The 25,892-nt window shown below is 33.7% G+C and carries 18 protein-coding genes and 1 tRNA gene; 16 read left to right on the top strand and 3 right to left on the bottom strand.

The window, feature by feature from the left end; genetic code table 11:
- The first annotated feature begins 254 nt into the window (after positions 1–254).
- The 13 genes from DFQ10_RS00335 (at position 255) to DFQ10_RS00395 (ending at position 21,876) form a co-directional block, all read left to right on the top strand.
- A complete protein-coding gene (locus DFQ10_RS00335; protein WP_115815447.1) occupies positions 255–3,281 on the top strand; it encodes a SusC/RagA family TonB-linked outer membrane protein in 3,027 nt (1,008 codons plus the stop codon).
- Positions 3,282–3,294: 13 nt separating this feature from the next.
- Positions 3,295–4,833 (top strand): RagB/SusD family nutrient uptake outer membrane protein, encoded by a 1,539-nt coding sequence (locus DFQ10_RS00340; RefSeq protein WP_115815448.1) that lies wholly within the window; start codon positions 3,295–3,297, stop codon positions 4,831–4,833.
- 6 nt (positions 4,834–4,839) lie between these two features.
- Positions 4,840–6,561 (top strand): LamG-like jellyroll fold domain-containing protein, encoded by a 1,722-nt coding sequence (locus tag DFQ10_RS00345; protein WP_115815449.1) that lies wholly within the window; start codon positions 4,840–4,842, stop codon positions 6,559–6,561.
- A gap of 108 nt (positions 6,562–6,669) precedes the next feature.
- Positions 6,670–8,043, top strand: coding sequence for a glucoamylase family protein (locus tag DFQ10_RS00350; protein ID WP_115815450.1), 1,374 nt, complete (start codon positions 6,670–6,672; stop codon positions 8,041–8,043).
- A 2-nt stretch (positions 8,044–8,045) separates the two neighbouring features.
- Entirely contained in the window at positions 8,046–9,404 is a 1,359-nt protein-coding gene (locus DFQ10_RS00355; RefSeq protein ID WP_115815451.1) for a glucoamylase family protein, read from the top strand.
- A 13-nt stretch (positions 9,405–9,417) separates the two neighbouring features.
- Positions 9,418–10,203, top strand: coding sequence for a carboxylesterase family protein (locus DFQ10_RS00360; RefSeq protein ID WP_115815452.1), 786 nt, complete (start codon positions 9,418–9,420; stop codon positions 10,201–10,203).
- 3 nt (positions 10,204–10,206) lie between these two features.
- Positions 10,207–12,549, top strand: coding sequence for a beta-glucosidase BglX (gene bglX, locus DFQ10_RS00365; RefSeq protein WP_115815453.1), 2,343 nt, complete (start codon positions 10,207–10,209; stop codon positions 12,547–12,549).
- Between the two features lie 10 nt (positions 12,550–12,559).
- Complete coding sequence (locus DFQ10_RS00370) at positions 12,560–15,163, top strand: glycoside hydrolase family 2 TIM barrel-domain containing protein (protein ID WP_115815454.1); 2,604 nt, start codon at positions 12,560–12,562, stop codon at positions 15,161–15,163.
- A complete protein-coding gene (locus DFQ10_RS00375) occupies positions 15,164–16,051 on the top strand; it encodes an alpha/beta hydrolase (protein WP_115815455.1) in 888 nt (295 codons plus the stop codon).
- Positions 16,051–17,757, top strand: coding sequence for a sulfatase family protein (locus DFQ10_RS00380; RefSeq protein WP_115815456.1), 1,707 nt, complete (start codon positions 16,051–16,053; stop codon positions 17,755–17,757). Before DFQ10_RS00375 ends, DFQ10_RS00380 begins: the two co-directional genes overlap by 1 nt.
- Positions 17,758–17,760: 3 nt before the next feature.
- Positions 17,761–19,608 (top strand): family 43 glycosylhydrolase, encoded by a 1,848-nt coding sequence (locus DFQ10_RS00385; RefSeq protein WP_245940564.1) that lies wholly within the window; start codon positions 17,761–17,763, stop codon positions 19,606–19,608.
- Positions 19,609–19,618: 10 nt separating this feature from the next.
- A complete protein-coding gene (locus tag DFQ10_RS00390) occupies positions 19,619–20,440 on the top strand; it encodes an endonuclease/exonuclease/phosphatase family protein (protein ID WP_115815458.1) in 822 nt (273 codons plus the stop codon).
- Positions 20,441–20,499: 59 nt separating this feature from the next.
- A complete protein-coding gene (locus DFQ10_RS00395) occupies positions 20,500–21,876 on the top strand; it encodes a sugar porter family MFS transporter (RefSeq protein WP_115815459.1) in 1,377 nt (458 codons plus the stop codon).
- Positions 21,877–21,973: 97 nt separating this feature from the next.
- Here DFQ10_RS00395 and DFQ10_RS00400 read toward each other — a convergent pair.
- Both DFQ10_RS00400 and mce read right to left on the bottom strand, forming a co-directional pair.
- A tRNA-Ile gene (locus DFQ10_RS00400) sits at positions 21,974–22,047 on the bottom strand.
- 80 nt (positions 22,048–22,127) lie between these two features.
- Positions 22,128–22,532: a methylmalonyl-CoA epimerase gene (gene mce, locus DFQ10_RS00405; protein WP_115815460.1), complete on the bottom strand. Its 405-nt coding sequence runs from the start codon at positions 22,530–22,532 to the stop codon at positions 22,128–22,130.
- A 117-nt stretch (positions 22,533–22,649) separates the two neighbouring features.
- Between mce and rbfA the strand changes: the two genes are divergently transcribed.
- Together rbfA and DFQ10_RS00415 are read left to right on the top strand one after the other, a co-directional pair.
- Entirely contained in the window at positions 22,650–23,048 is a 399-nt protein-coding gene (rbfA, locus tag DFQ10_RS00410; RefSeq protein ID WP_115815461.1) for a 30S ribosome-binding factor RbfA, read from the top strand.
- The gene (locus DFQ10_RS00415) at positions 23,049–24,260 is read left to right on the top strand and encodes an ABC transporter permease (protein ID WP_245940565.1); all 1,212 of its coding nucleotides are present in this window, start codon (positions 23,049–23,051) and stop codon (positions 24,258–24,260) included.
- Here DFQ10_RS00415 and dusB read toward each other — a convergent pair.
- On the bottom strand, positions 24,257–25,252 hold the full coding sequence (dusB, locus tag DFQ10_RS00420) for a tRNA dihydrouridine synthase DusB (RefSeq protein ID WP_115816396.1): 996 nt from the start codon (positions 25,250–25,252) through the stop codon (positions 24,257–24,259). The two genes, DFQ10_RS00415 and dusB, sit on opposite strands and share 4 nt — an antisense overlap.
- Before the next feature lie 78 nt (positions 25,253–25,330).
- On the opposite strand from dusB, the gene DFQ10_RS00425 reads away from it, so the two are divergent.
- Entirely contained in the window at positions 25,331–25,864 is a 534-nt protein-coding gene (locus DFQ10_RS00425) for a hypothetical protein (protein ID WP_115816397.1), read from the top strand.
- Positions 25,865–25,892 lie beyond the last annotated feature (28 nt).

A 25,892-nucleotide genomic window follows, 5' to 3' on the forward strand; every position in this document is an offset into this window, starting at 1 on the left:
TCCAAGCGTCAAATTATCATATTACCATTATTTCACTACGTCATTACTACGTCACTCTGTTAATTTCTTTAGAACTATAACGTTTTTTTAGTAGCTTTAGAGTACGTCATGTTAGGCTTTTTCTTAAATTCCGTTAACAAACTTAAGGCATGACGTAATTAAAATGTAAATAGAAGTTAACAGAATTTAACATTAGGTTATAATTTAGACAAACACAAAAACTAAATAATAAACTCTAATATTTATTAATTTCTATGAAAACAAAATTCAGTCTATTGTTAATGCTGTTTTTTTCGATTTGTGCTTTTGCACAGCAAGTTGAAATTAACGGAATTGTAACAACCGAAAGTGACGGAATGCCCTTACCAGGTGCAAACGTCTTAATCAAAGGAACAAGTAGAGGAACTACAACCGATTTTGATGGTAAATATACTATCAAAGTGTCGCGCGGAGAAGAAATTGAATTCAGTTATGTAGGTTTAGAAAGCCTAACATTTTTAATTGAAAACCAAACAGTACTTAACGTTGCCCTTAAAGATGATGTAGCTTCGTTAAACGAAGTTATTGTTATTGGTTATGGAACGCAGAAAAAAGCAGATTTAACTAGTGCTATTGCAACTATTAATCCAGAAGAGTTACATTCTACTCCAGCAGCACAGTTGGTTCAAGGATTTCAAGGAAAAGTAGCTGGTGTGCAAATTAGTAGTATAGGCTCTCCAGGAGAAACACCTCAGGTGAGAATACGTGGTACTAATTCTCTATCTGGAGATTCATCACCATTATATGTTGTAGATGGTATGTTTTATAGTAGTATTGATTTTTTAAATTCTAATGAAATAGAAAACGTTACTATACTAAAAGACGCTTCTGCTTCTGCTATATATGGTGTGAGAGCATCAAACGGTGTTATTTTAATAACTACTAAAGGAGGTCGATTTAATAAGAAAGCAGAAGTAACATTCTCATCTTATTATGGTATGCAAAGTGCACAGAATGTTCTAAAAATGGCAAATGCAGAACAGTTTGTAACATTTGCACAAGAGTCTGGATCCGCTTCAGAAATTTCAAGCGTAAATCAAGCAATTGAAAGATTTGGTCGTAGTAGAGTAAATCCTAATATACCAAATGTAAATACAGATTGGTATGATGAAGTATTAAGAGTTGCCTCAATTGAAAATTATGATTTACAAATTAATGGTGGCTCCGAAAGTATATCTTATGCTCTTGGTGGAAATTTTTTCCTTCAAGATGGTATTTTAGACATGAAGAATAGTTACGAACGTTTTAACCTTAGAGCAAAAGTAGACGCGAAGGCAACAGATTGGTTAAATGTTGGTGGAAACGTATTATTTAGTAATGCTGTTAAATATGATGATGAAGCATCTGCATGGCAGCTGACCTATTTTGCGGTTCCAATACTACCTGTTTACGATTACAATTTTACAGAAGCTAGCCCATCACCATACTCAGATGCAAGAGAAATTGGTTATAGAGATTCACAAAATCCATTTCCACTTTTAGACAATTCAGATAAAAGAGGAGAAAGAAGACGAACAACAGCTAATTTTTATGCGGATTTTAAAATTCTTAAAGATCGTTTAAGTTTTAAAACAACGTTATCTTATAATTATTTAGGAACTAATGAGCGTATCATGTTGTTGCCTTATTACATTACTGATGATTATCAAAGAAGTATTGATAATTCTACAATTACCAGAACAAATAGTGTAGTAGAAAATTACATTTTTGATAATGTTTTAACTTATACAAATACTTTTGGAGAACACGATTTAACTGTTATGGCTGGTACATCCTTTAGAGATGATTATTGGCGTTATTTTAGAGGAAGTGGTAATTTTGATCCAGGTAGTGCCTTTTTAAGAAATAATGAAAAAACTTGGTACATACAGAATACTTCTGAGGATAGTAGAACATCATTTGATAATGGTACCCAATACTATGGAATGTCTTATTTCGGTAGAGTACAGTATAAATTCAATGACAAATATTTAGCCTATGCTACTTTTCGTTCTGAGGGAAGTAACAAGTACGAAAACACCTATGTTAATTTACCAGCGTTTGGTTTAGGTTGGGAAATCTCTAAAGAGTCTTTTATGAAAGATATTAGTTTTATAAATTATTTAAAACTAAGAGCAGGTTGGGGAAAACTAGCCAATAACGCAGTAGCTGCAAGTATTCCTATCTCTGCAAGTACAATCTCTACTGTCTTTAATGATACTTATTATAATGGTTTTCAATTTTCTACAGTTGCAGATGACGTAGACTGGGAATATACCGAAGAATTAAATGTGGGTTTATCTGCAAATCTATTTGATAATAGATTGTCTTTAGAAGCAGACTATTTTATAAAAGACACCAAAAATTTAGTGATAGATATTAATCCATTAGTAGGTACAGAAGTTAGTAGCCAAAACGCTGGTTCTGTTAGAAATCGAGGTATTGAATTAGCAGCAACATGGAATGGCAAAATATCTAAAAATATTAGCTACAATATTTCTGGTAATTTTAGTACTATAGACAATCAAATAACAGGTTTAGCTGGTCAGCCCTACATTAATACTGGTACAGCAGAAGCAAGACAACGTTTAATTGTTGGTGAAGCCATTAATTCTTTCTATGGTTATGAAATAGAAGGTGTGTATCAAAATGAAGCAGAAATTGCTGCAGACCCTAATGTACAAGCAATTATAGCAGAAGGCACAGCGATTAACCCTGGTTATTTTAAATACAAAGACCTTAATAACGATGGCACAATAGATGCAAGTGATAGAAAAGTAATTGGATCACCAGTACCAACATATTATTTTGGTGGTAATATAGGAATTAATTACAAAGCCTTTGAGTTAAATATGGCCTTTTATGGGCAAGGTGGTAATGTAATTTTAAATACCAATCGCATGGAAGTTATTAGAACTCAAGGACGTAACATAGATGCAGAATTAGCAGTAAATCGCTGGCATGGAGAAGGAACAACTAATGAATTCCCATCTTCTGAAGGTTACAGAAACTTATGGAACCAAAAATTATCTGAATTCTTTTTACAAGACGGTGATTTCTTTAGAATTCAAAACATTCAGTTAGCCTACACTTTAAGAGAAGAAAAATTACCAGAAATGCGTTTTACACTTACTGCAGACCGTCCTCTATTGTGGACAAAAGGTTATAATGGTTTTAATCCAGAAGTTGGTTTTGATGGAAGAGATTCACAAACCTACCCAACACCATCGGTGTATACATTTGGCGTTACAGTTAAATTTTAAAAAAAATTAAGCAATGAAAAATATATTTAAATTTAGAATTATTTTATTCATTTTACCTGTTTTCTTATTTACTTGTGAAGATAACTTAGATGAAGAACAAGAACTTATCGTTCTAACAGGGCAGATAGACTACACGAGCGAAGATGGTGCATTTGGCGCATTAATTGGAGCCTATGAAAAATTTCAAAGTGTAGGATGGGAACAAATTCCGTTATTAGCAGTAAGAGGTGATGACGTTAATGCTGGTGGCCTTGGTGATCAGCAAGGATTTGCAGATACAGACAATTACATTTACGATAATAGCTATTGGATGTATAATTCAATTTTTGAAAATTGGTCTCAAGACATATTACAAATTACATCGCAAATTGAATCGTTAGAAAGATTTAGAGATGGTGGTGTAAATTCTGCCTTAATTGATCAATATATAGCCGAGTGTAAAGTATTAAGAGGGTTTATTACTCTAGAACTTTCTAGACTATTTGGAGATGTATATAAAATTCAAACAACAGATCAAACTCAAATAGAAGTACTACCTAAGGATGAATTAATGGTTTGGATTTCTACTCAAATGGATGAAGCAATCCCAAATTTATTAGATGTTGCTCCTTCGCAACGTACAGATTTACCAGGTGGTATTACCAGCTACACTGCACTAACAGTAAAAGCAATGGCTAATTTAGAAATTGGGAATTACCAAAATGTAGCAGATGCTACAGGTGAAATTATTAATTCTAATGCTTTCCAACTTTTTGATGATTACTATCATTTATTTAAAACAGACGGAAAATTAGCAAATGAAAATATTTTAGAAATTCAATATTCAGATTTTGGTCAAGCCTCTGGTGAAAATGTAAGTCACTTATTTGCGTTTTATGGGCCGCAAAACTGGACAGCTGCTGTGCCAGAAGCTACTAGTGGTTGGGGTTTTTACGAACCAAGCTTTAAGTTTATTAAATTCATGCTAGATAGAGGTGAAACGGTTCGTTTAGAAACTAGTGTTTTATTTACGGATAGAGGGATTGCAGAATTACAAACGGATCCTGCTTATGCTACATTACCAAGTTGGATTTCTAATACCACAAGAGATGGAGATGTTATAAACGATTATTCTAGAGCATATCAAGCAAGTGGCAAACATTATTTGCCTTCTATGGAGTTAACATCTGGTAGAACCGATTATGGAACTAATAAAAATTACACGGTTATACGTTATGCAGAAGTATTACTTATGTATGCAGAAGCCCTTACGAGAGGTGCAACTGGAACCGCTGGCACAGCAGATAATGCAGTAAATGAAGTTAGAAATAGAGCTGGCTTAGGAAATTTAAGTGGAGTAACTAGTGATCAAGTTATGGACGAAAAATTTGCAGAATTAGCTATGGAATGGGGAATTAGATATCACGACATGGTTAGACTAGAAAAAACGGAAGAATTGAGCTATGATGGTAGAACATTCACTATGCAAAAAGCATATTTACCTTATCCACAAGAGCAATTAGATCAAAGTTATATACTTAACGACTATTATCAAAGTCAACAAAATAATTAAGAAACTATGAAAAATACATTAATAAAATTATTTGGAATTTTTATGATGCTTTTTATAGCATCATGCGATGATGGATTAGATCCAATTACTCAGATAGATCCAGGATCAGATGCAGGTGCACCTGTCGTTGAGATAATATACCCTTCTGAAGGAGATGAAATAACTGGACTAGAATTAGTAGTACCTATAGATATATCTTTTAAAGTTGAAGATGATATAGAAGTTGTTTCAATAACTGTTAGTATTGACGGTACTCAAATAGCGACATTTGACAGTTCTAATGACACTTTTTTAGATTATAGAATTGTAGAAAGAGTATATACTTACGATAGTTTAACTGCTGGTGAACACACTGTAACAGTTACAGGAACCGATTTAGAAGGCAATACTGCAAGTACTACTGTTAATTTTTCTAAAGCTCCTCCTTATGAAGCAATATTTTCTGGTGAAGTATTCTACATGCCTTTTAACGGCACGTATACAGAACTATTATCAATAACTGATGCCACAGAAATAGGCACTCCTGATTTTGCAGGTGAAGCCTTTGACGGTTCAAATGCTTTCAAAGCTACTGAAGATTCATATTTAACTTTTCCAATAGAAGATTTAATGCTTGGTAGTAACATGAGTGGTGCTTTTTGGTACAAAGTTAATGGCTCACCTGATCGATCAGGAATTTTAACCGTTGGAGATGATGCCGATGACCGTTTACAAGGCTTTAGATTATTTAGAGAAGGTAGTGCAACTGAGCAGAGAATTAAGCTTAATGTTGGCACTGGTGATGGTGAAAGTTGGAATGATGGAGGCGTTATAGACGTCACTGCTGGAGAATGGGTACACATCGCCTTTACTATTGCACCTACAGAAACCATAATTTACCTAAACGGAATTGCAGTTAATACCGCAACCCCTTCTGGCGCTATTGATTGGACAGGTTGCACAGAATTAACCATTGGTGCAGGTGGAGAAACCTTTAGCTACTGGAACCATTTATCAGACGACAGTTTTATGGACGAGTTAAGATTATTCAATACAACCATGTCTCAAAGCGAGATTTTAAATATCATTAATGTTACTAATCCATACGAACCAATCTATGATGGTGAAACATTCTATATGCCTTTTGATGGCACTTATACAGAATTGGTGAGTTTAGATGAACCAACAGTTGTTGGTACACCTACTTATGCAGGCGACAGTCATGATGGTTCTAATGCTTTTATGGGAGCAACAGATTCTTACTTAACCTATCCTATAGATGGTTTGTTTGGCGCAGATGCATTTAGCGCTACATTTTGGTATAAAGTAAATTCTACACCAGATCGCGCAGGTATTTTAATCGTTGGTGATGATGTAGATGATAGATTTCAAGGGTTTAGATTGTTTAGAGAAGGAACTGAAACAGAACAGCGCATAAAAGTAAATGTTGGTGTTGGTGATGGTGAAAGTTGGAATGATGGAGGTCTTATAGATGTAACAGCAGAAGAATGGGTACATATAGCACTAACAGTTTCTGCAACAGAAAGTAAAATTTACTTCAATGGTGTAGAACAACTCTCTTCAACTTTAACATCAAGTATTGATTGGTCAGGTTGTAGTGAGCTAAACATTGGCGCTGGTGGTCCAACATTTAGCTATTGGAACCATCTATCAGATTTAAGTATGCTAGATGAATTACGCTTATATAACAAAGCTTTATCTGCAGCTGAAATTCAATCAATGCTTTAAAAACAATATAAGGAAATCAATATATTTTTTGAATTAGTCTTCAATACTTTAGCTGTATTTATAAAAGTATAAATACAGCTAAAGTTTATTTTAAAGTAGCTTTTATAAATGAATCCATCAAATTATAAATTTTTTTTGATAGTACTTGCTATACTATTCTTTTTAACGAGTTGCAATAATTCAAAAAAAAATAGTGTCAATAAACAAGTTGTTCCAGTAGTGAATAAATTAATTGGAGACAAATTGTTAGATACAATTCAAAAACAAACCATTAACTACTTCTGGGAAGGAGCAGAACCTAATTCTGGTTTGGCTAGAGAAAGGATTCATATGGATAATAATTATCCATCCTCACCAGAAAATACAGTAACAATTGGTGGTAGTGGATTTGGATTAATGGCAATCCTAGTAGGTATTGAAAGAGGCTTTATACCGAAGCAAGAAGCGTTAGACCGTTATATTAAAATAGTCAATTTTCTTGAAAAGGCCGACCGCTTTCATGGAGCTTGGCCACATTGGATCAATGGTGAAACTGGCAAAATGTATCCATTTACTAAAAAAGATAATGGAGGTGATTTAGTTGAAACTGCTTTTTTAATACAAGGGCTTCTTACTGTTTCAGAGTATTTTGATAGCGATGATAACAAAGAACAGCATTTACGATCAAAAATTGATAAATTATGGAAAGAGGTAGAATGGGATTGGTACACTAAAAATAATGAAGACGTTTTATATTGGCATTGGTCACCAGAATATAATTGGGAAATGAATTTTCCTGTTGGTGGTTATAATGAATGTTTAATAATGTATGTACTTGCTGCAAGCTCTCCAACACACCCAATAAATAAATCAGTTTACGACAAAGGTTGGGCTAGAAATGGTAATATAGTTTCCAAAGATTCTATGTATAACTTGCCTTTAGTTTTAGACTATTTTGAGCATAACGACGCTGCAGTTGGACCTTTATTTTGGTCACATTATTCATATCTAGGTTTAAACCCAAATGGACTCACAGATCAGTATGCAGATTATTGGAAGCTCACTCAAAATCATGCAAAAATTCATTATGAATATGCAATAGATAATCCTAAACATTTTAAAGGTTATGGAGATAGTCTTTGGGGATTAACTTCTAGCTATTCCATTAAAGGTTATGCTGGTCATAGACCTGGTGCAGATTTGGGAGTTATTTCTCCAACCGCAGCATTATCGTCCTTTCCATATACACCTAAAGAGAGCATGAATGTTTTAGTGAATATTTATAAAAATCATGATAGTTTAGTTGGCAAATACGGTCCTTACGATGCGTTTAGCTTTGAAAATAATTGGTCAGCACCTAGATATTTAGCTATAGACCAAGGACCAATTCCTGTAATGATAGAAAATTATAGAACAGGATTGTTATGGGGTTTATTTATGAAAAATAAAAATGTACAATCGGGTTTAGATAAGCTTGGTTTCCATTATAAAAAGACAAATTAAAAATGAAAATAGTTAAATTATTAATCGTAGGTATATTGCTTACAGCTTGCGGATCCGATGATGGTCCTGGTTATCAAGAACCTTATGACCCAAGTGATGATGATCCAGTTGTTGAAACATTAACCGATGAGGAACTGTTGGATTTAACTCAAGAAACGACCTTTAGATATTTTTGGGATTATGCCGAATCTAACTCTGGTGCAGCAAAAGAAAGATATCATCCTAACGACCCTACTAACAGTCAAAATGTAGTAACCACAGGCGGAAGCGGTTTTGGTTTAATGGCTATTTTAACAGGAATAGAACGTGGTTATATTACAAGAGCAGAAGGTGTTTCAAGATTAAATTTAATTTTAAATTTCTTTCAAGGTGCTGATCGTTTTCATGGTGCGTGGTCACATTGGATAGATGGAGGAACAGGTAATACTATTCCTTTCAGTGATCAAGATAATGGCGGTGATTTAGTTGAAACAGCTTTATTAGCGCAAGGTTTAATTTGCGTAAAAGAATATTTTAAAAATGGTACTACCGAAGAGGCAGAACTTGCTGCACAAGCAGATGCACTTTGGAAAGGTGTAGAATGGGATTGGTACACACAAGGGCAAAATGCATTGTATTGGCATTGGAGTCCTTCTAATGATTTTTCTATAAATCTAGAATTAAAAGGCTATAACGAAACATTAATAGCATTTATCTTAGGTGCAGCTTCGCCGGATTATTCAATTCCGGCTGAGGTGTACCATGAAGGTTGGGCTGACAATGGGAATATTGTTACTTCTGCGAGTCAATATAACACACCTTTAATTTTAGATCATGCAGGTACAGGAACAGGACCTCTTTTTTGGGCACATTATTCTTATTTAGGTTTAGATCCAAGAAATTTATCGGATCAATATGCTGATTATTGGGATTTGAATGTTAACCATACAAACATAAATTATCTACACTGTGTAGACAATCCAAACAGTTATGTAGATTACGGAACTGATTGTTGGGGCTTAACAGCTAGCTATACTAGGAATTCCGATGGTTCCGTAGGTTATACAGCTCACGACCCAGAAAATGATACAGGTGTTATTTCGCCTACTGCGGCAATAAGCTCTATTCCATATACGCCAGAAAAGTCATTAGCAGCTATGCATTATTTTTATAGTAAAAACGAAATTTTATTGGGTAATGCTGGTTTTTACGATGCGTTTAGTCCACAGTATAATGATTGGGTAACAGAACGCTATTTAGCTATAGACCAAGGACCAGAAATTATAATGATAGAAAATTATAGGTCGCAACTATTATGGAATTTATTCATGCAGAATGAAGATGTCCAAAATGGTTTAGATGCCTTAGGATTTACCTATTAAATCAATTTAAAATATGAAAAAATTAAAAACGTTTTTAATCTTTTGTTTGATGCTGTCTTCGACAATTGCATTCTCACAAAAGGATTTATTTAAAGAGAAGGTTCATATTAAAGGCGAAGACACTTTAAAGTATCGCATTATGTATCCTGAAAATTTTTCAGAAGATAATCAATATCCTGTGGTCTTATTTTTACATGGAGCAGGTGAGCGAGGTGATGATAATAAAAAACAGCTAGCAAATGGAAGTAAATTATTTACGGATAAAATGAATCGTGGCGCATTTCCGGCAATTGTTATTTTTCCTCAGTGTCCGCAAGAAAGTTATTGGTCTAATGCCAGTGTAGATAGAAGTAGTTATCCTATAAGTTTAGAATTTCCAAAAGATAAAGAAGCAACAAAGCCCATGCAGTTGGTAATAAATTTAATGCAAGAGGTAACTCGTAAAGATTACGTAAACAAAGCTAAAGTTTATGTCGGTGGTTTATCTATGGGTGGCATGGGAACGTTTGAAATTTTATCGAGACAGCCAGATATGTTTGCAGCTGCTTTTGCTATTTGTGGCAATGGAAATGCCGAGTTAGCTAAGGAGTATGCAACTAAAGTAGATCTATGGATTTTTCACGGAGCAGATGATAATGTTGTAGATCCAAAAGGCTCTGTAAAAATGGTAAACGCTATTTTAGAAAATGGAGGCAAACCTAATTTTACACTATACGCTGACGACAATCATAACAGTTGGGATTCTGCCTTTGCAGAACCAGAATTATTAACATGGCTTTTCTCTAAATCAAAAAAATAAAAAATGAAAAAACCTCAATTCGCTAAAATAAAAACGTTCACACTGGCAATAGGTGTTCTTTCGGTGCTGTCTTGCAATACTAATAATCAGAAAGCATCAACAACTCATAATGACAATCCTTTTGAAGAAAAGGTAGATTCTATTATTAGTTTAATGACGTTAGATGAAAAACTCGGTCAATTAAATTTGCCTGCAACAGGTCCAATTACAACAGGTTCTTCAAAAAGTACAGATGTTGTTTCAAAAATTGAAGAAGGTAAAATAGGTGGTCTTTTCAATATTAAGGATATTAAAAACATATACGAAGTTCAAAAAATAGCAGTAGAAAAAAGCCGATTAGGTATTCCACTTATTTTTGGAATGGATGTCATTCACGGATTCAAAACTACGTTTCCTATTCCACTAGGTTTATCTGCTTCTTGGGATATGGAAATGATTGAGAAAACAGCTCAGATTGCAGCTTCAGAAGCTAGTGCCAATGGAATTAATTGGACGTTTTCGCCAATGGTAGATATTTCTCGCGATCCTCGTTGGGGACGCGTTTCCGAAGGTAATGGAGAAGACCCTTTTTTAGGTAGCCAAATTGCAAAAGCGATGGTTAATGGTTACCAACAAAACGATATGTCTGCTAACAATACAATGATGGCATGTGTTAAACATTTCGCTTTGTACGGTGCAGCAGAAGCAGGTAGAGATTACAACACAGTAGATATGAGTCGTATTAGAATGTTCAACGAATATTTACCACCTTATAAAGCTGCTGTAGATGCAGGTGTCGGTTCTGTTATGGCTTCATTTAATGAAATTGATGGTGTGCCAGCAACTGGTAATAAATGGTTACTTACAGATTTATTAAGAGATGATTGGGCATTTAATGGATTTGTAGTTTCAGATTATACTGGAATTTACGAAATGATGGCACACGGAATGGGAGACGAAGTTGCTGTAACTTCTTTAGCTTTAAAAGCTGGTTTAGATATGGATATGGCAGGCGATTCACCAAATATTTCGGCCGCTTTTATTAAAAATTTAAAAACCGCTTTAGATAATGGCGACATTTCTATTAACGATGTTGATAAAGCTGTAGCGCGCGTACTGACTGCAAAATATCAAGTTGGTTTGTTTGAAGACCCTTATAAATATTGTAACGAAGAACGTGCAAAGAACGATGTTTATACGCAAGAGAATAGAGATTACGCACGTTTAGTTGGAGCAGAATCAACCGTTTTACTAAAAAACGAAAACCAAATATTACCATTAAAAAAATCGGGTACAATTGCGGTTATAGGACCATTAGCTAAAGCCAGTAACAATATGGCTGGTACATGGAGTGTTTCTACAGACCATGAAAATTGTATTTCTGTTTGGGATGGTTTACAGCAAACGGTAGGCAATGATGTCAACTTATTATATGCTAAAGGTAGTAACGTTGATTACGATTTTGAGTTAGAGAAACGTGCTACAATGTTTGGTAAAACGATTCCAAGAGATAATAGAACAGACCAGCAAATGATAAATGAAGCTGTTGCTATTGCAAAAAAATCAGATGTGATTTTAGCCACCATAGGTGAATCTTCAGAATTAAGTGGAGAAAGCAGTAGCCGTACAGATATTGGTATTCCACAAGTTCAAAAAGATTTATTAAACGCTTTATTAAAAACAGGAAAACCAGTTGTGTTAGTCTTGTTTACTGGGCGACCATTAACTTTGGTAGAAGAGAGCGAAAATGTACCATCTATTCTTAACGTATGGTTTCCTGGTAGTGAAGCTGGTTTATCTATTTCAGATGTGTTGTTTGGAGCAGTAAATCCTTCAGGTAAATTAACGGCGACTTTCCCAAGAAATGTTGGTCAGGTGCCATTATTCTATAATCATAAAAACACAGGACGACCATTAGGAAATTCTGAAGGACATTTCGAAAAATTTAAGTCCAATTATATTGACGCTCGTAATGAACCATTGTATCCTTTTGGTTACGGATTAAGTTATACAACCTTTAAATATGGTGATGTAAAATTAGATAAGACATCTATGTCTCAAAAAGATATGGTTACAGTGTCTGTAGATATTACAAATACTGGTGATTATGATGGTAAAGAAGTTGCTCAATTATACATTAGAGATGTTATAGGTTCTATCACTAGACCTGTAAAAGAATTAAAAGGGTTTCAGAAAATATTCTTAAAGAAAGGCGAAACAAAAACCGTAAGCTTTACACTTTCGGATGAAGATTTAAAATTCTACAATGCTAATATAGATTTTGTAGCCGAACCTGGCGATTTTCAAGTAGCAATCGGAACAGATTCTAACGTAGAATTTAAAAATACAATTACCCTTATTGATTAGTAGCTAAGATATGTCACATAATAAATTTAAAATAATAACACTTTGCTTATTGAGTTGTGTGGCATTTTCTTTTAGTGCTTTTGCACAAACTAAAACTATAAATTCGGGTTGGCAATATTCAGAAAATAAAACAAACTGGGAGACTATTAATATTCCGCACACATGGAATGATAAGGATGCTTTTGATGATGCACCTGGTTACAGACGAGGTTTAGGGTATTACCAGAAGCAGATTTTTGTAGCTTCAGATGAAAAAGAAAACATTCATTACTTAAAATTTAATGCGGTAAACCAAGAAGCTACTGTTTTTGTAAATGGTCATAACGTAGGAAATCATAAAGGTGGTTACACTGCTTTTAATTTTGAAATTACAAAGTACCTTAACTTTAATGATTTTAACCATATTGAAGTTATAGTAGATAATTCACACAATGAAAATATTCCACCATTAGATGCGGATTTTACATTTTATGGTGGCATTTATAGAGATGTAGAATTGATTTCGGTACCAAAACAACATCTAAGTTTAACCGATTTTGCTTCAGATGGCTATTACGTTAACTATTATAATGTTTCAGAAGAGCAAGCTGGTGTTGAGGTAAAGTTATTGGTTGATAATTTTGATTCGTTTAAATCTCAAAATCATTTGTATTTAAAAATTTTAGATGCGGAAGGTCAACTTATTTTAGAAGAACATAAAGGTTTTAAACTAAATGCAGCCACATCAAAAGACATTACAATCACATTTCCAGAAATTGAGAACCCAAAATTATGGTCGCCTAATAATCCTTATTTATATAAATTAGAAATTTCGTTAACTGATAAAAAGGGTAACATATTAGATTCAAAATCTTCAAATCTTGGATTCCGTTGGGCAACTGTAGATGCGGAAAAAGGTTTCTTTTTAAACGGAAAACCAATTAAACTGGTTGGTGTTAATCGGCATCAAGATTACGAGAGTTACGGAAATGCTGTTCCACTTTCATTACAGAAAAAAGATATTGAACTTATAAAAGAAATGGGTTCTAATGTCATTCGTTTTGCACATTATCCGCATGCTCGCGAGCTTTATAAAAAATGCGATGAACTCGGTATTTTAGTCTGGACAGAAATTCCTATCGTTAATAAAGTGACCAATACAGAAGCATTTGTTAATGTGTCTAAACAAATGCAAAAGGAGCATATTAAGCAGTATTATAATTTTCCGTCAGTGGTGATGATAGGTTACATGAATGAGATATTTCTGAGATTAGCCTTTGATAAAAAAGAGTCTGATGAGGAAAAGGAACACCGTAAGCAATTCACGTACAATTTAGCAAAACAGTTAGAAGACTTAACGAGAAGAGAAGCGCCAAACCACATCACAGTAATGGCATTGCATTTTAATGAGCTGTATAACGAAACTAAAATTGCAGATTTGCCAATGCTTGTGGGTTGGAATCTTTATTTTGGTTGGTACCACGACACAATTGAAGATTTGGGCGTATTCTTAGACGACCAACACCAACGTTATCCTAAGCGTTCCTTATTAATTTCAGAGTATGGACCAGGAGCAGATGTGCGAATTTCTGCAACAGAACCTTCGCGATACGATTATTCTCAAGACTATCAATTATTGTTACATTCTGGTTACTACAGTCAAGTAATGGAACGTGATTTTGTAACCGGAATGACAGCCTGGAATTTTGCAGATTTTGGCTCGGAATTTAGAGGAGAAACGATACCGCATGTCAATCAAAAAGGCATAATGCAATATAACAGAGCACCAAAAGAAGTGTACTATTGGTACCAATCTGTTTTAAAAACAAAAGAACCTTTTGTGCATATTGCTAATTACCAAAATGAACTAAACTTATTAGAAAAGAATACACATGAAGTCGTTATTTTTTCCAATCAAAATGAAGGAAAACTATATGTAAACGACGTCTTATATAAAGACATTAATTTTGAATTAGGTATAGCAAAAATCGAAGTTCCTTTGAAGCAAGGTGTAAATACAGTAAAGGTTGAAACAGCTAACACTACAGATGAAACTGATTTTAATGTTGAATTGTTTCAAAATTTAAAAACCAATCCAAAATCAGTTTTGGCAATTAATGTTGGTACACATATTAGTTTTAGAGATGATATCTTGGGTGTAACATTTTTAAAAGACAGACCTTATTCTGATAATTTATATGGTTATCTACCAAATTCTGGTAAGTGCACTAAAAAATTAATTCCTTTTAATATTAGTAACACTATTAACGAAGCTGTTTACCAGACTGTACTTGTAGATTGTAATGCCTACAAGGTTGATATACCTAACGGAAAGTATAAAGTAACCTTATATTTTGTAGAGCCTCAATTAAAAAATAAAACCAAAGTATTATTCAATTTAAAAGAAGCCAATGACGATTCTAAAGCAGATGTGATGCATAGAATTTTTGATATTAAATTAAATGCTAAAACCACAAGTAGCCAGTTTAATATGGCAAAAATGTATGATGATAAATACGGAATAATGCAAACGTCAGAAGTAAATATTGCCAAGAACGAAGGTTTAACAATTCAGCTTAATCCTATAAAGGGGGAAACCGTTCTAAGTGGTATTTTAATAGAAAAATTAGACTAAATGAACAAATTATTAGTAGCACTATTAATGTTGGTATCTGTGTCGCTTTCAGCTCAAGACATGGCCACTTATACCTTTTCTATAAAAGGTAACGACACTATAAAGTTAGATGTGTTTACACCAAAAAACATTAAGAAATCAGATACATTACCTGTGTTATTGTGGATGCATGGAGGCGGATTTTCAGGTAGTCATCGTGCGTATCCAGATGATAATAAATTGGTGAAATATGTTGCTAAAGAACAGAATTACATAGGTGTTTCTATTGATTATAGACAGTTAAGAAAGAATACAGCAACAGGTTTTGGTTGCGATTGTTCTAAAGACGAAAAATTAGAAACGTTTAAACAAGCGGTTATTGATTATATGGATGCTGCAAAATACATTGTGGTACATGCTAAAGAATTGCAAATAGATACCACTAAAATTATTGCAGGTGGCAGTAGTGCTGGAGCAGAAGGTATTTTAAATGCAGTGTTTATGCGCGAGTATTTTCTAGATAATGCAGAAGCTTATGATGAGGTGCAGTTTGCAGGTGTGTTTTCTTGTGCAGGAGCCGTTGTTGATGCTAGTTACATCAATAAAGATAATGTTGTGCCTTCCGTTTTATATCATGGCACAAAAGACCAATTAGTGCCTTTTGATAATGCAGCGCATCACCTTTGTGAGCCAACAAGAGATGGTTATATCATTCTAGATGGCTCAAATGTTATTGCAAAAAAGTTAGAAGAGTTAGAAACAGCTTATTATTTCAATATTGTAAAAGAAGGTCGTCATGAGGTATCATCAATTCCTTTTGAAGATTTAAATGCAATTTTCAACTTTTTCGAACAAACAATTATTAACAACGATGTCATTCAAACAAAAATTATAAAGACTAAAAACTAATGCGTTATTTATCAATACTTTTAATGTGTTTATTTGTGTTTCAATCGTGTAAAAACGAAACGAATAAAGATGCTGACATATCTAACAATTCTGAAAATTATAAACGACCAAACATCGTTTACATTATGGCAGATGACCACGCAGAACAAGCCATTAGCGCGTATGGTCATCCTATAAGTCAAATAGCACCAACACCAAATATTGACAGAATAGCCAATGATGGTGCACTGTTTAAAAATAACTTTTGTACCAACTCAATCTGTGGGCCTAGCAGAGCTGTTGTGTTAACAGGGAAATTTAGCCACCAAAATGGCTTTAAAATGAATGGAAATCGTTTTGATGGTAAACAACAAACCTTCCCAAAATTATTGCAAAAAGCAGGTTACCATACAGCCGTTATTGGTAAATGGCATTTGCATGGCAACCCAGAAGGTTTTGATTATTGGAATATTCTCACTGACCAAGGTAATTACTATAATCCTGATTTTATTTCCTTAAATGAAACAACAAAACTTGCTGATACAACTAGGATTAAAGGTTATGCAACCGATATTATTACAGAAGAAGGCTTATCTTATCTAAAACGTGTTAAAGATTCAGACCAACCCTTTATGCTAATGTTGCAACACAAAGCACCACACAGAAACTGGATGCCTGCATTAAGACATGCAAATAAATTCGATTCAATACAATTCCCATTACCAGACACCTATTTTACAAACCATGATGGTTCTGAAGCTTCAGAAGCGCAGTTACAGACTATTTATAAAGATATGTATGAAGGGCACGACTTAAAAATGACTACCAAAAAAGGAAGTTCAGAATTGGCTTGGAATCCATGGAAATCAGATTTTGAGCGTATGTCAAAAGAACAACGTTCCGCTTGGGATAAAGCGTATCAGGCAAAAAATGATGCTTTTCATGATGCTAATTTATCCGGAAAAGCTTTAGCAGAATGGAAAGGACAACGCTATTTACAAGAGTATTTAGCAACTATTGCGTCGGTTGATGAAGGTGTTGGTCGTGTTTTAGATTATTTAGAAGAAAACGGTTTGGCCGAAAATACAATTGTTATTTACACCACAGACCAAGGGTTTTATTTAGGTGAAAAAGGCTGGTTTGATAAACGTTATATGTACGAAGAATCACTCGCCATGCCATTATTAGTAAAGTATCCTAGAGCTATAAAACCAGGAACTGTAATTGAAGATTTAACGCAGAATCTAGATTTTGCAGAAACGTTTTTAGATTATGCACAGGCGGAAATTCCTGCAGATATGCAAGGTAAATCGCTACGTCCTCTTTTAGAAAACACATTTAATGATAATGACGATTTTAGAGATGCCGTGTATTATCATTATTACGATTATCCGGCATTTCACATGGTGAAGAAACATTACGGCATTAGAACAAAACGATACAAATTAATGCATTTTTATGATGATATTAATTCATGGGAATTATACGATTTAGAGGAGGATCCTTCAGAAATTCATAATCAAATTGATAATCTGGAGTACGATAAAATAGAAGATGAATTAAGGCAGAGGTTAATAGAACTTCAAAAACAATATAAAGTAACTGAAGAAGAGTTTAAGCAAGCGCCTAAAATTGATGTTGAAAAAGCCTATAAACAATTTGAAAGATTAAGAGGACATACAGGCACTTCTTATAATCCTGAAACTAATAAAGACACAAAATTATAAACCATGAAAAATATATTTTTCTTCATTGTAATAGCTTTTATGTTTTCATGTAATAATGAAAATAAAAAAGAGATTGATGAAAATTCTAATGATATAGAAGTTGTAAAAACCGTTTCGAATCAGCAGACCTATTGCAATCCATTAGATATAGATTATACGTATATGGTTTATAATTCTAGTAGAAATCAATCGTATCGTTCTGGTGCTGATCCTGCAGTTATTGAGTTTAAAGGCGAATATTACATGTTTGTAACACGTTCTTTTGGCTATTGGCATTCTACCGATTTGGTGAACTGGAATTTTATTAAACCAAAACAATGGTTTTTTGAAGGAAGCAACGCACCAACAGCTTTTAATTATAAAGATTCACTAGTTTATTTTGCAGGTGATCCTGCAGGTTATGGCAGTATTTTATATACAGATAATCCTAGAGAAGGCAACTGGACTCCGACAGCTTCGATTTCTAATAACATTCAAGATTCAGAATTATTTATAGATGACGATGGTAAAAGTTACCTGTTTTGGGGATCGTCTAACGTTCATCCTATTCGTGTTAAAATGTTGAATAAAGATGACCGTTTCTTAGAAGTTGGTGAGCGAAAAGAACTTATAAATCTCAATGAAGAAGAACATGGTTGGGAGCGTTTTGGCGAAAATAATTTTCATCCTACGTTAAAAGAAGGCTACATGGAAGGTGCTTCAATGACCAAACACAACGGAAAGTATTATTTGCAATACGCAGCACCAGGTACACAATTTAATGTCTATGCAGATGGAGTGTATGTTGGCGATTCGCCACTTGGACCTTTCACATACATGAAAAACAATCCGATGAGTTTTAAGCCTGGCGGATTTACTAATGGTGCAGGTCACGGCATTACTGTAAAGCAGACCAATGGACAATATTGGCATTTTGCCACAATGGCTTTAGCATCTAATGCGCAATGGGAACGCAGATTGTGCATGTTTCCTACCTATTTTGATGATGACGGTCTAATGTATTCCACAACCGATTATGGCGATTATCCTCGTTTTGGAGCTAATCATCCTACCAAAGCTGGTCAACATAATGGTTGGATGCTCTTGTCTTACAAAGGCGATGTAACCGTGTCTTCATCTTTAAAACAAGTGATGAAATTTATGTCTAACGACGATGAAGTTGAAGTCAATGAATTACCACTTCAGAAAAACGACGAAGGACAAATTATTTCTAAAGTTTTAACCGATGAAAATCCAAAAACGTTTTGGGTAGCTGAAGCTAATAACGATAAACAATGGCTAACGATAGAAATGAAAAACGCAGGAAGCATTAAAGCCTTACAGCTAAATTTTCATGATTATGAATCTGGAATTTACACACGTGTTGAAGATTTAAAGCATCGTTTTACAATTGAAACATCAGAAAATGGTACAACTTGGCACACCGTTGTAGATCGAAGTAAAAGTGATAAAGATGCGCCAAATGCTTATATTGTTTTAGACCAACCAGTCACTGCAAAATATGTAAGATATAATAATATTGAAGTGCCAGGAAACAATTTTGCCATGTCCGAAATTAGAGTTTTTGGTTTAGGATTAGGGAATAAGCCAGAACAAGTTTCAGGATTTAAAATTAAAAGAGAAACCGACCGTAGAGATGCTTCTTTTTCTTGGAAACCAGTTGAAGGTGCGCAAGGTTATAACATACGTTGGGGAATTGCGAAAGACAAACTTTACCAGTCTTGGCAAGTGTATGATACAGATTCGCATTTTATGCGTTGTTTAGATCGCGACACACCTTACTATTTTACCATTGAAGCGTTTAACGAAAATGGAATTTCAGCCTTAAGTAACATTCAATATATTAAATAAATTATTAGTTATGAGATATCTTTTTCTATTGTGTTTTACTATTTCTAGCCTAGGTTTTTCTCAAGACTTTTCTGTAATGAGCTATAATATAAAATTAGATTACCCTAAAGAAGGTAAAAATAGTTGGGCGAATAGGAAACCATTTTTTATCAATCAAATTCAATTTTATGAGCCAGATGTTTTAGGTGTGCAAGAAGCTATGCCAAATCAAATGAAAGATATGGATAGTGTATTGGTAAACTACAGTTATGTAGGTGTTGGCAGAGATGACGGCAAAAACGAAGGCGAATTTTCTGCCGTTTTTTATAAAACAGATAAGTTCAATGTTATTAACTCTGGTACATTTTGGTTATCTAAAACACCCAACAAAGTGAGTATGGGTTGGGATGCGGTTTGTAATAGAGTGTGCACTTATGTTTTATTAAAAGATAAAGATTCTGGTAAAAGTTTTTGGGTATTTAATACACATTTTGACCATGTTGGTAAAGAAGCACGAAAGAATAGCGCAACATTAATAATGGAAAAAATTAAGAAGCTAAATATGGATAATCACTCTGTAATATTAATAGGTGATTTTAATATGGAATCAGATCATGAAAGTATACAACATATAAAAACTGAATTGAAGGACTCAAAAGAAATTGCAGAATTAGATTTTGGACCAGAGGGCACATTTAATGGCTTTCAGTTTGATAAACCAGTAACAAGACGTATTGATTTTGCTTTTGTTAGTGAAGATGTCACAGTTTCTAAATACGCTGTTTTAAGTGATAATTGGAACTTACAGTACCCTTCAGATCATATGCCAGTTTTAATAAAAATTAATTTATAAATCGTATTCGTTATAATCTCAAAATACGCTAGACTAACTATTAAATAAATTCAAAAAAAATGAAAAAAGGTGTTTTCTTATTGTTAATTGCTGCGGTTTCCGCTTTAGGAGGTTTGCTATTTGGTTACGACACAGGTGTTATAAATGGAGCACAATTTTATCTTACAGAGTATTTTGATTTAAGTGATGGATTAAAAGGCTGGGTTGTAGGAAGTGCACTTTTAGGTTGTTTTGTTGGTGCTGTTGTTGCAGGACCGTTGAGTATTAAAATAGGAAGAAAATGGTCTCTAATAATATCTGCTATCTTTTTTACAGTTTCTGCATACGGATCGGGTTTACCAGAACTTTTTCCCCAAACAGTATCAATGCTAGTTGTCTTTAGAATTATTGGTGGATTAGGCATTGGTGTAGCCTCTATGAATGCACCAATGTACATTGCAGAAATAGCACCATCAAATATTAGAGGACGCATGGTCACCTATTACCAATTAGCTATTGTTATTGGATTTTTTGTAGTGTTCTTAGCTACATATTTTATTGGGAATGATTTAAGTGAAGCAGAAAACATTGAATTTGGCTGGCGTCGTATGTTTTGGTCAGAATTAATACCGAGTATTTTATTTTTAGTGTTGTTATTCATAGTTCCTAAAAGCCCTAGGTGGTTAGCTTTAAAAGGAAAAGATGCAGATGCTTTAGCTATTCTGAAAAAAATAAACGGAGATGATATTGCCTCTAAAGAAATGACACGGATTAAAGCGTCTTTAAATGAAACTAATGATGGAATTAAAGTCAATTATTTTGCAAAAGGTATTTTAGCTATTGTTGCAATAGGAACCGTTCTTTCTGTCCTACAACAATTTACGGGTATTAATGCTGTTCTTTATTATGGTGCGGATATTTTTGAAAAAGCACTCGGTTTTGGTAAAGAAGATGTGCTTGCTCAGCAAATATTATTAGCATTTGTTAACTTAGTATTTACATTTGTAGCCATGTTTACGGTAGACAAATTTGGTAGAAAACCATTGCTTTATATTGGTTCTGCTGGAATGATTATTGGATTTTTACTCTTAGCAATAACGCTTCAAACGGATAGTGTTGGTCTTTTATCATTGATAGGTGTATTACTTTTTATTGCTTCATTTGCGTTATCTATGGGACCAGTAGTTTGGGTTTTATTATCAGAAATGTTTCCAAATAAAATAAGGAGTGTTGCCATGTCTATTGCAGTAGCAGCACAATGGGCAGCAAATTATGTGGTTTCACAATCGTTTCCAGTTGTTATGGGAAGTGAAGTAAATAATAGTGCTGCATGGAATGGTTCACTACCATACTACATATTTATAGCCTTTATTTTAATTATAGTCTTTGTAACCTATAAATTTATACCGGAAACAAAAGGTAAAACTCTTGAAGAAATAGAAGGCTTTTGGAAATAATACCTTATCATAATAGCAACCGTTTCAGGAAAGATTTGAGCATATGCTTAAATAAAAAAGCCTTGAATATCTTAGTGATAATCAAGGCTTTAATTTGTGGTCCCACTTGGGCTCGAACCAAGGACCACCTGATTATGAGTCAGGTGCTCTAACCAACTGAGCTATGGGACCCATTAACATTGCTGTTAATTTTACTCTTATTTAAAAGAGTCTGCAATATTACTACATATTTTAAAACTCTACAAGAATTTTTATTCCTTTATCTCTTGACACAACTCTATTAAAACACCATTCGTTGATTTTGGATGCAAAAAAGCAATCAACTTATTATCCGCTCCTTCTTTTGGTTGCTTGTGTATCATAGTAAAACCTTCATTGGTTAAACGCTCTATTTCCTTCTCAATATTATCTACTGTAAAAGCAATATGATGCATACCTTCACCCTTTTTTTCTATAAATTTAGCAATTGCACTTTCTTCATGGGTTGCTTGTAACAATTCAATTTTATTTGGTCCGCATTGAAAAAAAGACGTTTTTACACCTTCGCTTTCCACATCTTCTATCTTATAATGTTCTTTACCAAATAAGGCTTTAAAAAGCATATTCGACTTTTCTATATCCTTTACTGCGATTCCTATGTGTTCTATTTTTTTCATCTAAAACATGTTTCAGTTTCCACAAAAGTGAAAACCTCATTAATAATTTACCTTCAAAAATAAGATAATCCTTAAATAACCTCTACTTTTGCAGACGATTAGTTACAATAGTCAGCCATGGAAGAATTTACACAAAGACAGAAAAAAATTGGAGGTATACTTCAACAAGACCTAGCAGAGGTTTTACAAAAAGCAGCTACTGATGGTGGTATGCGAGGCATAATCATTTCAGTTAGTAAAGTAAATGTTACTACAGACTTGTCTATGGCAAAAGTCTATCTTAGTATTTTCCCAAACAAAGAGGCTAAACCTTTATTAGAAGGTATTAAATCTAACAAACCATTAATTAGACACGAGTTGGCACAACGTACACGTCATCAACTTAGACGTATGCCACAGTTGGAATTTTTTATTGACGATTCATTAGAATATATTGATGGCATTGAGCGTTCTTTAAAAGGAGAAGACAATCCGTTAGAAAACCCAGACTTATTAGGTAAGCGTAAAAAATCTTAAGTGAATTTCCCTTTATATATAGCAAAACGTTATCTGTTTTCTAAAAGCAGTAATAATGCTATTAATATAATGACCTTAATTGCTTCTGGAGGAGTTATTATTGCTTCTGCAGCACTATTTATTGTGCTCTCCGTTTTTGCAGGCTTAAAAGATTTTAGTCTTCAATTTTCATCCTTTGTAGATCCAGATTTAAAATTAATGCCAACGGAAGGCAAATCGTTTCAATGGACTGAAAATGATAAAGCAACACTTTTAAAAATTGAAGGCATTGCAGATTATTCAGAGATTGTAGAAGAACGTATCATTATAAAATCTGAAAATAAGAATCTCTTAGCCACATTAAAAGGTGTAGATGAAAATTACTTAAATGTTACCAATATTGATACTATGGTAACTAAAGGCAATTGGTTTTCTCCTAATACCAATGAAGTTGTATCTGGATGGGGAATTTCTAATAACCTTTCTTTTGGTATCTTAGATTATCTCACGCCCTTATCTCTTTATGTTCCTAAAGTTGGTAAAGGCCAAGCAAGCTCACCAAAGGGTTATTACAATTCTGTTTACGTAACTAATGTTGGGTTGTTTGATCTTAATAATGAGGAACTGAATAACAACTACATCTTTTCAGATATTAAACTCGCTAAACAATTATTAAGTTATAATAACGGACAATTAAGTGCCTTAGAGCTTAAGTTAAAACCTGAAGCAAATGAAGCAGATATTAAAGCTCAGCTTGTAACCTCTTTTGGTAATAAATTCTATATAAAAAATAGAGCGGAACTTAACGATGCACTTTTCAAAATGTTGAACACCGAAAACTTAGCGATATACCTCATCTTTACTTTAGTAATTATAATTGCGCTATTCAATGTTATTGGAGCTATTATTATGATGATTTTAGATAAAAAGAAATCATTAAACACCTTATTTAATTTAGGTACTGAACCAAAAACAATTAAATCTATTTTCTTTTGGCAAGGCAGTTTAATGACAATTGTAAGTGGAATTATTGGAGTATCAATTGGTTTGCTCGTTGTGTTTTTACAACAAACTTTTAGCTTAGTAATGCTAGTGCCTGAAATAGATATGCCTTATCCTGTTCGATTAAATTTCTTAAACGTACTAGTAGTATTAGCAACCATCTTTGCTTTAGGAATTATTGCGTCTAGAATAGCATCTCAGCGTATTACTAAACAATTAATTCAATCTTAAGACGTAAACTGATAATCGGGAAAAGCTTTTAAAACCTCATCAAAAGCAGCAAAAACATCCTTAGAATCGTCACTAGTCACCATTTTCATTCTATATTCTTTAAAGTGCGGAATGCCTTTAAAATAGTTAGTGTAATGTCTTCTCGTTTCAAAAACACCTAATATTTCACCTTTCCAATCAATTGCCATTTGAAGATGACGTCTTGCGGCTTCAACACGTGCTGCTAATGAAATAGGTGCTAGATGTTCACCAGTTTCAAAAAAGTGCTTTACTTGCTTAAAAAACCATGGGTTTCCTATAGATGCCCTTCCAATCATTGCTCCATCTAAGCCATAAGAATCTCGCATTAGCATGGCTTTTTCTGGTGTATCTACATCACCATTACCAAATACAGGAATATGCATCCTCGGATTATTCTTCACTTCTGCAATCGGCTTCCAATCAGCTTCACCCTTATACATCTGAGCTCTGGTTCTACCATGTATAGAAATCGCTTTACAACCTACATCTTGTAAACGTTCTGCAACCTCAACAATTTTTATAGAATCATGATCCCAACCCAAACGTGTTTTCACTGTAACAGGCAAATTAGTACGCTTTACCATTTCGGCAGTGAGTTGTTCCATTAAACAGATATCTTTTAATATACCTGCTCCTGCTCCTTTTGAGACTACCTTTTTAACCGGACAACCAAAATTAATATCTATAATATCTGGATTTGATTTTTCTACGATATCAATAGTTTGCAACATGCTTTCCATATTGGCACCAAAAATCTGAATCCCAACTGGTCTTTCTTTTTCGTAGATATCTAATTTCATAACACTTTTTGCCGCATTACGAATTAAACCCTCACTACTTACAAACTCGGTATACACCACATCTGCACCTTGTTCTTTACAAAGTGCTCTAAATGGTGGATCGCTGACGTCTTCCATAGGTGCTAAAAGCAATGGAAAGTCTGGTAATTCTATGTCGCCTATTTTAACCAAGAGTTCTAATTTTGGTGCAAAATTAAGGTTTTTATTCATTAGTTTCTTAAAATGTATATTTACACCAAAATCTTAAATATGAAAAAGAGCCTGCTTTTACCTTTAATAACTTTTATATTACTTTCAAGCTGCAGTGCCATAGACGAGTTAACCAAATTTGATTTAGATTATCAAACTAATTTTTCTGTTGCATCAACAACATTGATAAACACTCCTTTTAATCTTTTTACTCCAGATATTACAACGGATTCTGAATCTTCATTTGAAATTAACAACACACATAAAGACTTAATTGAAAGTATTAAACTAAAGCGAATAAAACTTACAATTAATTCTCCAGACGATGGTAATTTTAATTTTTTGAAGGAAATTCATGTATATATTGAGGCAGAAGATATTGATGAAGTTGAAATTGCAAATATCTATGATTTAGAAAACACAAATTCAAACACTCTAGAATTGGATATTCTAGGTGAAGAATTAAAAGCATACATTAAAAAAGATAATTTTAATCTGCGTGTTAGAACTGTTACAGATGAAACTATTAACGAAACACATGATATTACAATAGACACAACATTTAGAGTAGATGCCGAAATATTAGGTGTTTAATTCTTTATGATTTTTAAACGATCAAACG

It is taken from the genome of Winogradskyella eximia (assembly GCF_003386165.1).
Taxonomy (GTDB): Bacteria; Bacteroidota; Bacteroidia; order Flavobacteriales; family Flavobacteriaceae; genus Winogradskyella; species Winogradskyella eximia.

Coding starts and splice junctions, on each gene's coding strand:
- DFQ10_RS00335 (WP_115815447.1), top strand. CDS start 255: ATGAAAACAAAATTCAGTCTATTGTTAATGCTGTTTTTTTCGATTTGT.
- DFQ10_RS00340 (WP_115815448.1), top strand. CDS start 3,295: ATGAAAAATATATTTAAATTTAGAATTATTTTATTCATTTTACCTGTT.
- DFQ10_RS00345 (WP_115815449.1), top strand. CDS start 4,840: ATGAAAAATACATTAATAAAATTATTTGGAATTTTTATGATGCTTTTT.
- DFQ10_RS00350 (WP_115815450.1), top strand. CDS start 6,670: ATGAATCCATCAAATTATAAATTTTTTTTGATAGTACTTGCTATACTA.
- DFQ10_RS00355 (WP_115815451.1), top strand. CDS start 8,046: ATGAAAATAGTTAAATTATTAATCGTAGGTATATTGCTTACAGCTTGC.
- DFQ10_RS00360 (WP_115815452.1), top strand. CDS start 9,418: ATGAAAAAATTAAAAACGTTTTTAATCTTTTGTTTGATGCTGTCTTCG.
- bglX (WP_115815453.1), top strand. CDS start 10,207: ATGAAAAAACCTCAATTCGCTAAAATAAAAACGTTCACACTGGCAATA.
- DFQ10_RS00370 (WP_115815454.1), top strand. CDS start 12,560: ATGTCACATAATAAATTTAAAATAATAACACTTTGCTTATTGAGTTGT.
- DFQ10_RS00375 (WP_115815455.1), top strand. CDS start 15,164: ATGAACAAATTATTAGTAGCACTATTAATGTTGGTATCTGTGTCGCTT.
- DFQ10_RS00380 (WP_115815456.1), top strand. CDS start 16,051: ATGCGTTATTTATCAATACTTTTAATGTGTTTATTTGTGTTTCAATCG.
- DFQ10_RS00385 (WP_245940564.1), top strand. CDS start 17,761: ATGAAAAATATATTTTTCTTCATTGTAATAGCTTTTATGTTTTCATGT.
- DFQ10_RS00390 (WP_115815458.1), top strand. CDS start 19,619: ATGAGATATCTTTTTCTATTGTGTTTTACTATTTCTAGCCTAGGTTTT.
- DFQ10_RS00395 (WP_115815459.1), top strand. CDS start 20,500: ATGAAAAAAGGTGTTTTCTTATTGTTAATTGCTGCGGTTTCCGCTTTA.
- mce (WP_115815460.1), bottom strand. CDS start 22,532: ATGAAAAAAATAGAACACATAGGAATCGCAGTAAAGGATATAGAAAAG.
- rbfA (WP_115815461.1), top strand. CDS start 22,650: ATGGAAGAATTTACACAAAGACAGAAAAAAATTGGAGGTATACTTCAA.
- DFQ10_RS00425 (WP_115816397.1), top strand. CDS start 25,331: ATGAAAAAGAGCCTGCTTTTACCTTTAATAACTTTTATATTACTTTCA.